Here is a 15222-nt window from a genome sequence, read left to right on the forward strand (position 1 = left end):
CTTTCCCCAGCAGAAACCGGATCAAGTGTGGGAGCTGGCTTGCCTGCGATAGCGGTGGGACATTCAGCATTGATGCCGATTGATACACCGCTATCGCAGGCAAGCCTGCTCCCACACTGACCGCATTCCTCCAGGGGCTATGCGGCGTCGCTGAAGTCGTAGTGCAGTTCGTTATCCCGGGCGCTGATCCGCACGCCTGCCAGCGCTTTGCCTTCGAGCATGCGGGTGAGGAACTCGCGGCTCATGTCCGGCAACAGGCTGTTGGTCAGGATGGTGTCGATCATCCGCCCGCCGCTTTCGGTTTCGGTGCAGCGGGAGACGATCAGGTCGATCACCGCGTCGTCGTAGTCGAAGGCCACTTTATGGGTGTTCTCCACGCGCTTTTTGATGCGGTTGAGTTGCAGGCGGGTAATGGCCTTGAGCATCTCGTCGCTGAGCGGGTAGTACGGAATGGTCACCAGGCGGCCCAGCAATGCCGGCGGGAAAATCTCCAGCAGCGGCTGGCGCAGGGCCTTGGCGATCGCTTCGGGTTCGGGCACGTTTTGCGGGTCTTTGCAGACCTGGGCAATCAACTCGGTGCCAGCGTTGGTGGTCAGCAGGATCAAGGTGTTCTTGAAGTCGATCACCCGTCCTTCGCCGTCCTCCATCACGCCTTTATCGAAGACCTGGAAGAAGATCTCGTGCACGTCCGGGTGGGCTTTTTCCACCTCATCCAGCAGCACCACGCTGTAGGGTTTGCGCCGCACGGCTTCGGTCAGCACGCCGCCTTCGCCATAGCCGATATAGCCCGGTGGCGCGCCCTTTAGGGTGGACACGGTGTGAGCTTCCTGGAATTCGCTCATGTTGATGGTGATGACGTTCTGCTCGCCGCCGTACATGGCTTCGGCCAGCGCCAGGGCGGTTTCGGTCTTGCCCACACCGGAGGTGCCGGCGAGCATGAACACGCCAATCGGTTTGCTCGGGTTGTCGAGGCCGGCGCGGGAGGTCTGGATGCGTTTGGCGATCATCTGCAAGGCGTGGTCCTGGCCGATGATGCGTTTCTTCAGGTGCAGGTCGAGGTTGAGCACAGTTTCCAGTTCGTTGCGGGCCATGCGGCCCACCGGAATACCCGTCCAGTCGGCGACCACCGAGGCCACGGCCTGGTAATCGACCGTCGGCAGAATCAGCGGGGTTTCGCCTTGCAGGGTGCTGAGGCGCTGTTGCAGGTCCACCAGTTTTTCGCGCAAGGCGTGGCTGGTCTCGCTGCCGTCCTCGCTGTCCACCACACCGACGCGCTCGCGCAGGGTGGCGCGGGTGGCGAGCAGTTCGTCCACCAGGGTTTTCTCTTCGGCCCAGCGACTTTCCAGCTCGGCGAGGCGTTCGCGTTCGGCACTCAGCAGGTTTTCGCTTTGGGTTTGGCGGGCGCCGATGACGATGCCGATGGCATGCTCGCGGGCGATGATTTGCAGTTCGGTTTCCAGCGCCTCGATGCGGCGACGGCTGTCATCCACTTCGGCCGGCACGGCGTGCAGGCTGATGGCGACCCGGGCGCAGGCGGTGTCCAGCAGGCTCACGGATTTGTCCGGCAACTGGCGCGCCGGGATGTAGCGATGGGAGAGCTTGACCGAGGCTTCCAGGGCTTCGTCGAGGATCTGCACCTGATGGTGTTTCTCCATGGTCGAGGCCACGCCGCGCATCATCAGCAGCGCCTTGTCTTCGGACGGCTCGGCGACTTGCACCACCTGGAAGCGGCGAGTCAGGGCCGGGTCTTTTTCGATGTGCTTCTTGTACTCGGCCCAAGTGGTGGCGGCCACGGTGCGCAACGTGCCCCGGGCCAGCGCCGGTTTGAGCAGATTGGCCGCATCCCCGGTGCCGGCGGCACCACCGGCACCGACCAGCGTGTGGGCTTCGTCGATAAACAGGATGATCGGTTTTGGCGAGGCCTGGACGTCTTCGATGACCTGGCGCAGGCGCTGTTCGAATTCACCTTTCATGCTCGCACCGGCCTGCAACAGGCCGACGTCGAGGCTGCGCAGTTCCACGTCCTTGAGCGCCGGAGGTACGTCACCGGCGACGATGCGCAGGGCAAAGCCTTCGACCACGGCGGTTTTACCGACGCCGGCTTCACCGGTCAGAATCGGGTTGTTCTGCCGACGGCGCATGAGGATGTCCACCAGTTGGCGGATTTCTTCGTCACGCCCGACAATCGGATCAAGCTTGCCGCTGCGGGCCTGCTCGGTGAGGTCGACGGTAAAGCGCTTGAGTGCTTCCTGCTTGCCCATGGCGCTGGGAGCCATGGCGCCGCTGGCTTCACCGGGCACGCTGCCTGCGTTGAAACCATCGCTGGCGCTGAGCGCATTTTCCGGCGAGTCACCGACGTATTCGTCAAAGCGCTCGCTCAGGGCCTCGACCTTGATCTTGTCAAATTCCGCCGACAGCCCCAGTAGCCCATGGCGCAGGCTCGGCGTCTTGAGGATGCCCAGCACCAGGTAACCGGTACGCACCTGGCTTTCGCCGAACATCAGGCTGCCGTAGACCCAGCCGCGCTCCACGGCTTCTTCCACATGGGAGGACAAGTCAGTGATGGACGTCGAGCCCCGTGGTAAACGGTCCAGGGCTTCGGTCAGGTCCCGGGCCAGGCGTGCCGGCTCGATATTGAACTGACGGATGATGCGGTGCAGGTCCGAGTCCTGCAATTGCAGCAACTGATGAAACCAGTGGGCCAGCTCCACATAAGGGTTACCGCGCAACTTGCAGAACACGGTGGCGGCTTCGATGGCTTTGTAGGCCACGCTGTTGAGTTTGCCGAATAACGCGGCGCGACTGATTTCACCCATGCTCATGGCTCCTTGAGATCTGTGAGGTGTTGGCCTGCTCGGCGTAGTGCCGGGCCAGTATTAAATCCTTGGCATCTTTTTCGGGTTGGCCCAGCCAGGTATTGAAACCCAGGCGGAACTGGCGATTGAGTTGCAACGCCGGTACGTCGGGCTGTTTCAGAATCAGGTTCAGATCCCAGTCCAGTTCATGGCCCAGGTATTCGGCCACCCAGGCCACCAGCTCATTGAAGGGTTGGCTACCGGGCAGCATGCCCATGTAGTCATCCAGCTTGAGTGGCCCCAGGCGAATGCGGAATTTGTGCTGGCGATCCCAGACGTAACGGCCCAGGCAAAAATCCACGCCCAATTGATGGGCGCTGACGCCCACGCGGCTGCGTTCCGGCAGCTGCAGCCATTGGCCGACGTACTCTTCGATCTCCACCGGCAGGCCGAAGTACTCGCTGAGAATGGCCTTCAAACCGTCCGGGTAGCGGGTTTGTGCCGACAGATGACCGCTGTAATGCAACTTCGCCGTGTCGGGGATCAGCCCTTGTTTGAGCAGGCTCGGCATGCCCCGGCCGCTCAGTGCTGCCAGGCGTGCCGACCAGTAGTCATCGTCCGGGCGATCATGGCTGACCGTCGGCCGCGCTTCGGCCCAGGCCCGGTAAAACAGGCTCAGCAGGCGGTGATGGAACACATCCAGGAAGCGTTTACTGGTGCTGTCGGCGTTGTTGCGCTGGCGTTCGCGCACATATTCGGTGAGGTGCAGCGGCAATGGGCCGTTGGGGCCGCCGAGGCCGAAAAAGAACTGCTCCAGGCGCGCCGGCGCACCGTCGACGCCCGGCTGTACCGAAGCCAGGGTCGCCGGGGCGAAGGTGCAATCGGCCTGTTGCCCAAGGCGCAGTGGATCATCGGCCAGGCGCAACGAATGGCCCAGGCGCGGCAGTTCAGGTGATTCGCACTCGATGCGCCGCAACGCCTGGAAGAAGTCGTATTCCCAGGGCTCCTGGTGCATCGCATCCAGAGTACTCACAGGGTCGGACGGCGTCCGGGCTTGGCTTTCCATCGCATGATCTCGCCGCGTTCGGTGGTACGGATCACCGTCTCGGTAAAACTGTTGATCGACACGTAGCGTGCCAGGAAGCGCTCGAACACGGCACCGAGCAAGAAGACTCCAGTGCCGCGAAACGCGTTTTCATCGAATTCCAGGGTGATCTCCAGGCCACGACCAAACACGATCGGGCCCGGCATTGGCAAGCGTCGGGTGCAGGCCTTGCTGCTGACTTCGCGCAGGCCTTCGATCTGCAATTGCAACGCCGCATCGTTGCTGTCGCCATACAGGCGCAGCAGTTCGCGCAGGGCGGCGGCGCCCTGGCCTTGCTCGCTGAGGGACAAGTAATTGAGCGACAGCTGGCTGATCAGCCGCCACGCCTTGGCGTCATGGGCATGACTGGCGCGTGGGCGGCTCGGGCCTGCCACGCAGCGCACCGCCGCTACCGGTGCGCTGTCGGCCAGGGTGAAGTCGGTCTTGCTATTGCCCACGCTCATGAACAGCGGCAGGTCGCGGTTGGTGCACAACGCCGTTACGCCCAGTTGGCGCAGGTCGTGGCGATAAGGCGCCTGCTGGCTGTCCACCAGACTGACGAAGGTTTCGCTGCCGATGTAAGTCGAACGCGGGCCGTTGCGCCGCTGGCCGCTGGACAGCACGCGGGGTTCGCGCCGCACCGTGTACCAGGCTTGATCGCGGCCATAACGAGACGGATCGCGTACCGCATAGAACGGCAAAAAAGGCTGCTCCGACCCGGTGCCGTGGCCGGTGAGGGTGGTCAGGGAATGAATCTCGAAATCCATCGGCCGGGTGCGGTCGGCGATCACATGGTGTTCATTGACCCGTTCCGACAAGTGGATGCGATCCAGGCGTTTGGGAAACAAGTTGATGGCCGGGGTGCAGAACGGCAGGAACTGCGCGGCTCCGACGCTGCCTTCCAGGCTCGGATCGTGACGGTCGAACAGCACGATCAATTCCAGTGTCTGGCCGTCGCAGCGTTTGACCGCCCGGCTCAATTGGGTGAAGTCGACAAACAGAAAGCGGTGGGGCAGGGCGAAGTATTCCTGCAACAGGCGATAGCCCTGGAAGGCCCGCGAGACCACTGGTAGCGCGGCGTCGGTGTCATCGAATCCCACGGAACGCAGCGCGTCCTGCGGCAGGCGTTCCACCCAATCACCGCCGGGCTGACGGGCGAACACGGCGCAGACGTTGCCCAGCAGCTGTTCGTAGAGGCGGAAGGGTTGTTCGTCTGCACCGCTGAGGTACAGCGGCAGGTTGTCCAGGGCCAGACTGTTGAACGGTAGTTCGGCGCCGGTGCGCAGGGTCAGGCGAAGACCGGCCTTGGCCTTGGGTTCGCTGGCGGCCATGCGCCCGAGCACGGCGGACGGGTTGCCGAAATACTCGGCCTGGCTGACCTGCAACGGCCACAACGTCACCGCGTGGGCGGTGCGGTACTCGCAGCAGGTTTGGGTTTCGCGACCCAGGGCGGCACGCAGAACCGTGTCCCGGGGCAGCGGGAAGCCGCTGCTCAGCGAGCCTTCATCAGGGTCGGCCTGCAATTGCACCACGGTCATCGACGGTGTTGGCGCCAGGTAATGGGGGTACGCGATTTCCAGCAGGTTATGAGTGAAGGTCGGGTATTCGGCATCGAGTTTGAGCTGTACCCGCGCCGTCAGGTAGGCGAACCCTTCCAGCAAGCGCTCGACGTACGGGTCGGCGCAGTCCATGCCGGACAACGTCAGCCGACTGGCGATTTTCGGGTATTCCTGAGCGAACTCCGCCGCGCTTTCGCGCACGTGGTGCAATTCCTGGTTGTACAGTTCCAGCAGGCGCGGGTTCATGAGCGTCTCCGCTGATCGGCGTTGATCACTCGCACATGGCCGGATTCCAGGTCCAGGTCGGTTTGCAGCATCAGGCGCAGCGGCACTGGCTGGGCCCAGAGATCGCCTTCGATCTCGAAACTCAGGGCGTTGTGGTTCATCTCGGCGGATGCCCGGGCCCGCACGCGCAACGTGTTACGCAGAATCCGCGGTTCGAACGTGGCGATAGCCTGGTGGATCAGCGCTTCAAGCGCCGCGATATCGACGTTCGACGCACTGTTGCCGGCCAGGGCCGGCAGCCCGAAGTTGACCACCGACGTGCCGGCCGGGGTGTGCAACGTCGCATCGGCGCTGAGCAATGAAGTGGTGTTGAGCAGCCACGCCAAATCACGCAGCACCGAGGCTTTCAGTTGGGTCAGGGATAGCACGCGCTTGTCGGCGCTTTCCTTCAGGTTGCTCGGGTCGTCGTCGGTCAACCGGTCCAGCAGGGACGGTTGCAGGCGATCGCGGGTGGCGATTTCGGTTACCACGTAAATGGCCCCACATACATTTTTTGGTCCCCGCCCGAGCCGCAGGAGGCATAGTTACTCGCGGCGCCCGCTTCCAGGGCCCCGTTGATTTGGCGTATAGCCTGCATTTTGCTGAGGCAGTCGCGACTAGGCGCTGGCATGTGCTCGCTACGCCAGACCGCGAATATCGGAATGTCGTTGAAGGTCTCTACACGCAGCCTTTGCGGTTTATCCAAACTGAAGCTGCAAGGCCATTCCATGTCCAGCCTCATACGAGTCTGGTCGGGTTTGACCAGTGTGCATCGGCCCTGATCGTCAACCAATCTGAGTTGTTGCCCGACGAAGACTGCCTGGGTGGCCGTCGGTTCAGCATGTTGGGCCCATGCGCCCAGGCTGATGAAATTCATCGCCAGGCACACGGTGAGCAGATGCTTTTTCATTGATAAACGAAGACCTGACCCCGACTCGGGCACCGAGCAGGAAAGGACTGGATTGGAGCAAGCAGTAAACGCCATCGGCGCATTCAACCGGGCCGGGAGGGACGGTTGCAGGCGATCGCGGATGGCGATTTCGGTTACCACCGGAATAGTGCCGTAAACATTTTCTGGTCTTGCTGGCCGAGCCCGCACATGGCACTGGGGTTGACCGACGAGGCTTCCAGAACGCCGTTGATTTTGCGTACGGCTTGGGATTTTGTATCGCAGTCCCGACTAGGCGATGGTTCGGGGACGCTCCGCTCGACCAGGAAAATCGGGACGTCTCTGAACATTTCTACCCGCAATTCACCCTTTGGGTTCAGGTTGAAATAGCACGGCCATTCCATACCCAACACCAAATGAGTCTGATCAGGTTTGAGGATGGCGCATTGACCGTTCTGGTCGACTAGCTTAAGTAGCTGGCCGGCGAACGTTCCTTGAGTGCGAGCGGGCGCGTCGAGTTGGTCTGGATCGGTTTCAGCGCAGGCATTCAAACTGATCAGCAGGCCGCACAGGAGTGTCGCTCGGAGCATTGGCCCTATCATGTCAACTCCCAGAACCAGACCTGTCTGGAAAGGAAATCACCATCAAAGAAGCCTTTGGTTCGGCCACGATTCCATAGATCGATGTGGTCGCCTGAGCGCTCGCTTTCAGGCTCGTTTGCACGGCTAAAGCAATCCTTGAAAAAGATGATTCCGGTCTTCTGGCTGAGTTTCAGACGATCGGCTGCGCTACCACTCAAAATGGTCGGACGCCCCAAATGATGCCGCCACAGCCAGTTCGCCAGAGACTCGGCGCCACGGGCATGGTCATGCTTGCATTTGGGATCGGTGTAGGTCGATTTGTTGACCTTGATGGTCAGCTCGCCATTCAACGCGACACTCATACGAATCGCGCACTGGTTGCCCCAGGGCTGGTCGCATGGATCCTTGACGGTGGGATAGCTGCTCCACAAATTAATAAACGAAGGCTTGGCCATGACTCAGACACCGGATGGGAAAGGATTGGATTCGAGCAAGCACCAAAATGCCCCCGACGCATAACGACGGGGGCACGTTCGATTACACCTTGACGTTCTGGCGGATGTTCCAGCCGAACTTGACCGGTCCGCCTTCCTTGGTGCCATCGGCTTTTTGCGGCTGGTAGTCCACCAGCACCTTGGCGAAGTTCAGGGTGAGGTTTTCGGTCAGGCGATCATCGCTGCCCGAGCCGCCGGTGCTCAGGGAAGTGACCAGCACTTCTTCCAGGTTGATGATCATGTACTCGACCTGGCTTTCGCCGCCGGCCTTGCGCACGGTCAGCTTGACCTTGTCGATGTGCTTGCCGCTGGCGCAGTGCATCATCAGGTTCGGTGAGGCCTTGTCGACGTATTTGGTCAGCGACAGGTCCTGGATATTCACCTTGCCGGCACCGCCGCCGCTGCCCACGTGCATGTTGCCGGACTGAGACATGCCCCAGCTCCAGTTCAAGACGTCGATTTCGTCCTTGTGGGCCTTGTCCATGGACTCGCCCTTGATGTCGCCGATCTTGATGAAAATATCAACAGCCATGTTTTCTCCCTGTGTGGTCTCTACCACATTGTGTTTTTGCTGATCGTTCCCACGCTCTGCGTGGTAACGCATCGGGTGACGCTCTGCGTCACTGGGACGCGGAGCGTCCCGGGCGGCATTCCCACGCAGAGCGTGGGAACGATCACATCAAGGGCGTTTTTATGCGCCTTTGGCCGAAGGCAGCTTGGATACCAGACGCAGCGACACGGTCAGCCCTTCGAGCTGATAGTGCGGGCGCAGGTAGAACCTGGAGTTGTAGTACCCCGGGTTGCCTTCCACGTCCTCGACGATCACTTCGGCCGCCGCCAATGGGTGCTGGGCCTTGGTGGTTTCGGTGGAGTGCGCCGGGTCACCGTCGACGTAGTTGAGGATCCAGTCCTGCAACCAGCGCTGCATTTCGTCCTTCTCTTTGAAGGAGCCGATCTTGTCGCGCACGATGCACTTCAAGTAATGAGCGAAACGGCAGGTAGCGAACAGGTACGGCAGGCGCGCAGCCAGGTTGGCGTTGGCGGTGGCGTCCGGGTCGTCGTACTCGGCCGGTTTCTGCAACGACTGGGCGCCGATGAACGCGGCGAAGTCGGTGTTTTTCTTGTGCAGCAGCGGCATGAAACCGTTCTTCGCCAGTTCCGCTTCGCGGCGGTCCGAAATGGCGATTTCGGTTGGGCACTTCATGTCCACGCCACCATCGTCAGTCGGGAAGGTGTGCGCCGGCAGGTTTTCCACTTCACCGCCAGACTCCACGCCACGAATGCGCGAGCACCAGCCGAAGTGTTTGAACGAACGGTTGATGTTCACCGCCATCGCGTAAGCAGCGTTGGCCCACGTGTACTTGGAACTGTCGGCACCGTCGGTGCTTTCTTCGAAGGCGAAGGCCTCCACCGGATCGGTCTTGGCGCCATATGGCAGACGCGCGAGGAAGCGCGGCATGGTCAGGCCGATGTAGCGCGAGTCTTCCGATTCGCGCAGAGAGCGCCAGCCGGCGTATTCCGGGGTGGTGAAGATTTTGGTCAGATCGCGCGGGTTCGACAGTTCCTGCCACGAGCCCATCCCCATCACGGTCGGCGATGCGGCGGCGATGAACGGCGAGTGCATGGCGGCGCAGACTTTCGACAACTCGCCCAGCAACTCGACATCCGGCGGCGACTGGTCGAAGTAGTAATCGCCCACGAGGCAACCGTAAGGTTCGCCGCCGAACTGGCCGTATTCTTCTTCGTACATCTTCTTGAAGATCGGGCTCTGGTCCCATGCGGTGCCCTTGAATTTCTTCAGGGTCTTGTGCAGGTCGGTCTTGGAGATGTTGAGCACGCGAATCTTCAGTTGCTCATCGCTCTCGGTGTTGTTGACCAGGTAGTGCAGGCCACGCCAGGCACTTTCCAGTTGCTGGAAGTCCGGGTGATGGATGACCTGATTGACCTGAGCGGTGAGCTTGGCGTCGATGGCGGCGATGATTGATTCGATCGACTTGATGGCGTCGTTGGACACCAGGTCGGTCTGCGCCAGAGCCTGTTCGGCCAGGGTGCGCACGGCGGTCTCGACGGCTTCGCGAGCACGTTCGGTCTTGGGTTTGAATTCTTGCAGCAGCAGGGAGGCGAACTCGCTGGCTTCTTCGATGGTGCCCAGTGTCTGAGCGTCTGCACGTACTGAATCGGTCATGATCATTCGTCCTGATTAAGCCTGAGGCTCGGCTGGCTTCGGCGCACTGGCAAGCGCCTGGAGCAGCGCCGGATCCTTGATGGCCTTCATGATGATTTCTTCGGCACCGGTCTTGCCGTCCATGTAGGTCAGCAGGTTGGCCAGTTGGGTGCGCGCTTCGAGCAACTTGTTCAGCGAGTCGACCTTGCGCGCCACGGCGGCCGGGCTGAAGTCGTCCATGCTTTCAAAAGTGATGTCCAGACTCAGGTTGCCTTCGCCGGTCAGCTCGTTGGGCACGTGGAACGCGACGCGTGGCTGCATGGCCTTGAGGCGCGAGTCGAAGTTGTCGACATCCACTTCGAGGAACTTGCGATCGGCCACAGGCGCCAGAGGCTCGGCGGGCTTGCCGGCGAGGTCCGCCATCACGCCCATGACGAAGGGCAGCTGGACTTTTTTCTCGGCGCCGTAGAGTTCGACGTCGTACTCGATCTGCACTCGAGGCGCGCGGTTGCGCGCGATGAATTTCTGAGAACTTTGCTTCGCCACGTTGCTGCTCCTGGTCGCTCAAGCGACGGTGTTGGCGTCATCGGCGGTACCGGTGACGTGACTGCGTGATCCGTTCGCTTTTATTCGCCGTCTGGTCCGCGCAGGTTTTCAAATTGGCTCATGCCGTCGGGAATCAGGTTGCGCACGATGGCCGCAAAGTCGGCGTGCACCAAATTCTTCGCCCGGTTCAACAGCACCGGCAGCGGGCTGGAGGGCTCATGACGGGTGTAGTACGCAAGAATCCGGTCCAGGCTGCGCAACACGTCGTCGCGGTTGTTGATTTCGCCAGTGCTGCGCGGTGTGCTCGGCGCGGTGGAGTGTTCAACCGGCGCGGCACTGTCGTCGCTGATGGAATCGGGCAGGGGGCTGTCGCCGCTCTGCGGGGCGAACTGGCCGAGAATCTGCAAGGCCATTTTGAGCGGTTGCTTCAACGGACCAAGGTCAACGCCCTGGGCGGAACCGACGTGTTCGCTGATCTGTTGCTCGATGGCCTCGGCGACGCTACGAGCCTCATGCAACGCTGCGCGGGTAATTTCCAACTGTTCGGGATCGCTATCCAGGAACGCCCCGGCGAGCTGCTCGGCGCCGAGGTTTTCGTCAGGGAAGCTTTGCAGGCCGCTGGCATTGGCGGCGGCGCGCAGGCTGACAGCGCCAAAGGTTCGCGAACGGGCCAGGATGCTTTCGCGCAGCAGGCGAATGGTGGCATCGGATGTCAGGCCGGCGAGGGCATTGATGCGCACGGTGGGGTCGTTGTCGTCTTCGGCATCCAGGCGTGGATGCAGGTCGGCCCAGTATTGCTTGAGCAATTCGCTGATCAGTGTCAGGACGCGGGCCAGGCCGGTGACGCCTTCGAGGGCAAGCGAGCTTTGCAAAAGGAAATGGGTGATACGCAGGTCTTTGCTGCGCTGCAACAAATCCAGACTTTGCTGCTGGATGCTGCGCCATTCGGGGGGGGCGGCAGGCAATATCGAATCGCCCATGCTGCGCTCGGGCTGGCCCAGGGAATCGCGTTCCAGGCGCAAAAAATCCGCGTCATATTCCAGATCTTCGCCACAAGGCGAAGTCGCGGAAACGGCGGCGAGCAACAAAGGCACTTCCACTGAATTTGATCTCCCTATCGCCCGACTTATCAGAGTCGGGCAGTTCACATGTTAGTTCCAGGTGGAACTTCACATGCTTCCTTGAGTGTAATAGCCCTTTGGATGCGCAATGATCTTAAAGTGCCATCATCTATATTCAAGAAGTTATGCATTTTTGGTGTAGTACTTATGGCTTGTCAAGGTAAGCTATTTCCTCTGTGTGACAGATGTGAGGTGCTTAACAACCTGCGCGACTGATTGGTCGAGGCGAGCACTGATGCAGGTTTTTTGTCACGCAAGCCGGTTAAGATCAGCAATCATGCTGGTAAAAAGCCGTTTTCGAGGTTGTTTGCAAGGTAGTCGGAACGAATCTAACGGGAGTAAATCCCGATTCGCCCGCGCGCAAAGTGTTCAGCAAGGAGGCAAGATGTCGCTGTGTTTGACTATCACTAGTTATCACAAAATTACCCCTGGCCAGTGCCCTGAGAAATCCATGGATCAGGGCGTGATGGCAATAGGCCGTAATTCTGATAATGACTGGGTATTACCCGATCCAGAGCGCTTGGTTTCCGGAAAACATTGCGTTATTCAATATAAAGATGGCCGGTATTACTTAACTGATAACAGCACTAACGGTGTGGAATTGGTCAAGGCCGGTCTTCGTCTGCGCAAGGGCAACAGCGAGCCGTTGCAAGATGGCGAAGTTATCCGCATCGGTGATTATGAAATCCAGGCGCGTATCGATTTCAGTCTGCCGGTGACTGACGGCAACCCTTTCGCCGATTCGTCCAGCAGCTTCGAGGCCCTGATGGGGCGTCAGGGCGCCGTCGTGAATACGCCGACGTCGTTGCCCGTGACACCACCTGCACATTTTCAGGGCGTATCGGCCATGGACACGATGCCGGACCTGTTCGACTTTCTGACACCGACCAGCGTCCCGCCGGCCACCCAGCCCGACCATGTCCCGGCCGAGCAACACGACTTCCGCCCACCGACTCCGATCCCCAACCCAACGCCCGTGGCCACGCCTGCGCCGCTGGCGTCGGCCCCGGTGATTCCGGAAGATTGGGACCTGTTCAGCGACAAGCCTGCGCCGGTGATTGTCGCCGCCCTGCCCGTTGCAGAGGTTGCGCCGCCGCCCGTACCTCACATCAGCGCACCGATCGAACCGGCACCCCTACGCGAACCGCCCGTGGCCATCGTCGAACGCCCGGTCACCCCGGCCGACAATTCTCAACCCGACCTGTTGCAAGCCTTTCTGCGCGGTGCCGGGCTGGATCAGTTGCGCCTGGACAAGGCCCAGGCCGAAGCACAAATGGAAAGCATCGGCCGCAGTTATCGGCTGATGGTCGAAGGCCTGATCGATGTCTTGCGCGCCCGTAGCAGCCTCAAGGGCGAGTTCCGCATTCAGCAAACGATGATTCAGCCGGTGGAAAACAATCCGCTGAAATTCGCTCCCAACGTCGATGAAGCATTGCTGTTGCTGTTGCGCCACAGCAATCAGGCGTTCATGGCGCCGGACCTGGCGGTACGTGACAGTTTCGATGACTTGCGTGCCCACCAATTGGCGGTGATGGCCGGCGTGGAAGCTGCGATCAAGCACCTGCTGGCGCGCTTCGAGCCGGCGCAACTGGAAGAGCGCATGGGCAAGCCCGGTGGCCTGTCGAGCATTTTCAATGGCTCGCGACAGGCCCAGTACTGGCAGCAGTTCACCGAGCTCTACAGCAATATTTCCCGCGAGGCCCAAGAGGATTTCCAGGACCTGTTCGGTCGGGAGTTCAGCCGCGCCTACGAAGAACACAGTACAAGGCAGCGCCGCGGCTGAGCATCGCATCGCATAGCGCCATTCATAGCAAAGAACGGAACAACGGATAGCTGAAACGTCATTGAGGACGCAGGATGATTCCCAGGTTTTTACTCGCAGTTGCCACCGCGCTTCTGCTGACCGCATGTGCCAAGGATGCGGCAAAACCCCAGCCCGAAGAGACTGAGGCCGAGGCCGACACGGCCGCCGTCGAGTTGCACTTTCACGCCATTGCCGGGCTCAACCCCGGCGCCACTGGCCAGCCAGCCCCGGTCCGGGTGCGTATTTTCGAATTGAAAAATGCCGCCACCTTCGGCCGTTCCGATTATTTCGCACTGGCCGAACGGGCCCAGGCGACGCTCGGCGCAGACCTGATCGACCAGGACGAAGTGCTGATCCAGCCCGGCCAGCAGTTGAGCCTGCAGCGCGACCTCGACCCGGCCACCCGCCATATCGGCGTACTGGTGGGGTATCGCGAGCTGGATCAGTCGTTGTGGCGCGCAGTGATGAATGTCCCGCCGCGCCAATACACCGAATACCAGATCAGCCTCGATGTGCGAGCCGTGCGCAGCGCCGTCGTGGTTTCCCCATCCAGCCCTGCCCAATAAGCAATCGGAGCTCCCCATGTCCTGGAACAATCGTGTGGTCTGGTCGGAAGGCATGTTCATTGGAACGCAGCACTTCCAGCAGCATGACCGTTACCTGGAGAACCTCATCGACGCCCGGAGCCGCCCGTTGTCGGCCGGCGCCTGGGGTTTCTCCGAATTGCTGATCGACCAGGGCCTGTTGGCCCAGGGCAAACTGGCAATCATCTCGGCACGGGGCCTGTTGCCGGACGGCACGCCATTCAATATTCCCCAGGATGACCTGGCGCCTAGCCCGCTGAATGTCGATGACAACCTGCGCGATGGCTTGGTGTACCTGGCCTTGCCGCTCAAGCGCGCCGGTGCGCGGGATACCGTTGACGAAGGCGAAGTCCTGGGCGCTGCGCGCTACGTGAGCCAGGTGCGCGAAGTGCGGGACGACAACGCGCCGTTCGAAAATCAGGCCCCGGTGGCCGTGGGGTCGAGGGCGCTGCGATTATTGGTTGCCCAGGATGGCATCAGCGACTACGCCGCCATCGGCCTGGTACGAATCAAGGAGAAACGCGCCGACCGTGCCTTGGTGCTCGACGACACTTACATTCCGCCGCTGCTGGATGTGGTCGCCTCCACCCCCTTGGCCGCGTTCCGCAGCGAACTGCTGGGCCTGCTGCATCAGCGCGGTGAAGCCCTCGCCGGGCGCGTGGTGGCATCCGGTGCCGGCGGTGCCTCGGAAATTGCCGATTTCATGTTGCTGCAACTGGTCAATCGTGCCCAGCCGTTGATCCAGCACTTGAGCCAGTTGAGCCCGTTGCACCCCGAGCGGTTCTACAGCGAGTTGGTGAGTCTGGCTGGCGAGTTCTCGACCTTTACCGCTTCCGGGCGGCGCCCCCAGGAATACCCGCAATACCAACACGATGACTTGGCGCTGAGTTTCGCGCCGGTGATGCAAGCCCTGCGTGAGGCGCTATCGATGCTGATCGACAGCAAGGCCACGCCGATTCCGATTGTCGAAAAAGCCTACGGCGTCCATGTGGCGATGCTGGCCGACAAGTCCCTGCTCGACAGCGCCAGCTTCATCCTGGTGGTGCGCGCCGACGTACCCGCCGAAACCCTGCGCAGCCACTTCGGCCAACAGAGCAAGGTCGGCTCGGTGGAGCACATCCGCAACCTGGTCAACCTGCAATTACCGGGCATTGGCCTGCTGCCGCTGCCGGTGGCGCCACGGCAGATCCCGTATCACGCCGGCTCCACTTATTACGAACTGGACCGGGGCAGCGAGCATTGGCAACAACTGGCCAACTCCGGCGGTTTTGCGTTCTACATCGCGGGGCAATTCCCGGGGCTGAACCTGGCTTTCTGGGCGATCCGAGGATAAACCG

Annotated in this window: 14 protein-coding genes; 3 read left to right on the forward strand and 11 right to left on the reverse strand. The window is 61.1% G+C overall.

Going from position 1 to position 15222, the window contains the following annotated elements:
- Positions 1 to 137: 137 nt before the first annotated feature.
- From tssH to tssA, 11 genes are all read right to left on the reverse strand, one after another.
- Entirely contained in the window at positions 138 to 2816 is a 2679-nt protein-coding gene (gene tssH, locus PSH88_RS00495; RefSeq protein WP_305424462.1) for a type VI secretion system ATPase TssH, read from the reverse strand.
- Positions 2809 to 3861: a type VI secretion system baseplate subunit TssG gene (gene tssG / locus PSH88_RS00500; protein WP_305424463.1), complete on the reverse strand. Its 1053-nt coding sequence runs from the start codon at positions 3859 to 3861 to the stop codon at positions 2809 to 2811. Before tssG ends, tssH begins: the two co-directional genes overlap by 8 nt.
- Entirely contained in the window at positions 3825 to 5684 is a 1860-nt protein-coding gene (tssF, locus tag PSH88_RS00505) for a type VI secretion system baseplate subunit TssF (RefSeq protein WP_305424464.1), read from the reverse strand. The genes tssG and tssF overlap by 37 nt, the downstream gene beginning before the upstream one ends.
- On the reverse strand, positions 5681 to 6193 hold the full coding sequence (gene tssE / locus PSH88_RS00510) for a type VI secretion system baseplate subunit TssE (protein ID WP_123357168.1): 513 nt from the start codon (positions 6191 to 6193) through the stop codon (positions 5681 to 5683). Before tssE ends, tssF begins: the two co-directional genes overlap by 4 nt.
- Positions 6187 to 6612, reverse strand: a complete 426-nt coding sequence (locus tag PSH88_RS00515) for a hypothetical protein (protein WP_305483444.1) — start codon at positions 6610 to 6612, stop codon at positions 6187 to 6189. Before PSH88_RS00515 ends, tssE begins: the two co-directional genes overlap by 7 nt.
- 134 nt (positions 6613 to 6746) lie before the next feature.
- A complete protein-coding gene (locus PSH88_RS00520; protein ID WP_305424465.1) occupies positions 6747 to 7181 on the reverse strand; it encodes a hypothetical protein in 435 nt (144 codons plus the stop codon).
- Between the two features lie 8 nt (positions 7182 to 7189).
- Positions 7190 to 7627 carry a type VI secretion system amidase effector protein Tae4 gene (locus tag PSH88_RS00525; RefSeq protein WP_123500799.1) on the reverse strand — a complete coding sequence of 146 codons (438 nt, stop codon included), beginning with the start codon at positions 7625 to 7627 and terminating at the stop codon, positions 7190 to 7192.
- 82 nt (positions 7628 to 7709) lie between these two features.
- Entirely contained in the window at positions 7710 to 8198 is a 489-nt protein-coding gene (locus PSH88_RS00530; RefSeq protein ID WP_007894494.1) for an Hcp family type VI secretion system effector, read from the reverse strand.
- 159 nt (positions 8199 to 8357) lie between these two features.
- The gene (gene tssC / locus PSH88_RS00535; protein WP_305424466.1) at positions 8358 to 9851 is read right to left on the reverse strand and encodes a type VI secretion system contractile sheath large subunit; all 1494 of its coding nucleotides are present in this window, start codon (positions 9849 to 9851) and stop codon (positions 8358 to 8360) included.
- 15 nt (positions 9852 to 9866) lie between these two features.
- A complete protein-coding gene (gene tssB, locus PSH88_RS00540; protein WP_007894500.1) occupies positions 9867 to 10376 on the reverse strand; it encodes a type VI secretion system contractile sheath small subunit in 510 nt (169 codons plus the stop codon).
- A gap of 80 nt (positions 10377 to 10456) precedes the next feature.
- The gene (tssA, locus tag PSH88_RS00545) at positions 10457 to 11476 is read right to left on the reverse strand and encodes a type VI secretion system protein TssA (RefSeq protein WP_305424467.1); all 1020 of its coding nucleotides are present in this window, start codon (positions 11474 to 11476) and stop codon (positions 10457 to 10459) included.
- 406 nt (positions 11477 to 11882) lie between these two features.
- Between tssA and tagH the strand changes: the two genes are divergently transcribed.
- The 3 genes from tagH (at position 11883) to tssK (ending at position 15218) form a co-directional block, all read left to right on the forward strand.
- Positions 11883 to 13280, forward strand: coding sequence for a type VI secretion system-associated FHA domain protein TagH (tagH, locus tag PSH88_RS00550; RefSeq protein WP_305424468.1), 1398 nt, complete (start codon positions 11883 to 11885; stop codon positions 13278 to 13280).
- A 74-nt stretch (positions 13281 to 13354) separates the two neighbouring features.
- Positions 13355 to 13867: a type VI secretion system lipoprotein TssJ gene (gene tssJ / locus PSH88_RS00555; protein WP_305424469.1), complete on the forward strand. Its 513-nt coding sequence runs from the start codon at positions 13355 to 13357 to the stop codon at positions 13865 to 13867.
- Between the two features lie 16 nt (positions 13868 to 13883).
- Positions 13884 to 15218: a type VI secretion system baseplate subunit TssK gene (gene tssK, locus PSH88_RS00560; RefSeq protein ID WP_305424470.1), complete on the forward strand. Its 1335-nt coding sequence runs from the start codon at positions 13884 to 13886 to the stop codon at positions 15216 to 15218.
- Positions 15219 to 15222: the final 4 nt, after the last annotated feature.

Source organism: Pseudomonas wuhanensis, assembly GCF_030687395.1.
In the GTDB taxonomy this organism is placed as follows: domain Bacteria; phylum Pseudomonadota; class Gammaproteobacteria; order Pseudomonadales; family Pseudomonadaceae; genus Aquipseudomonas; species Aquipseudomonas wuhanensis.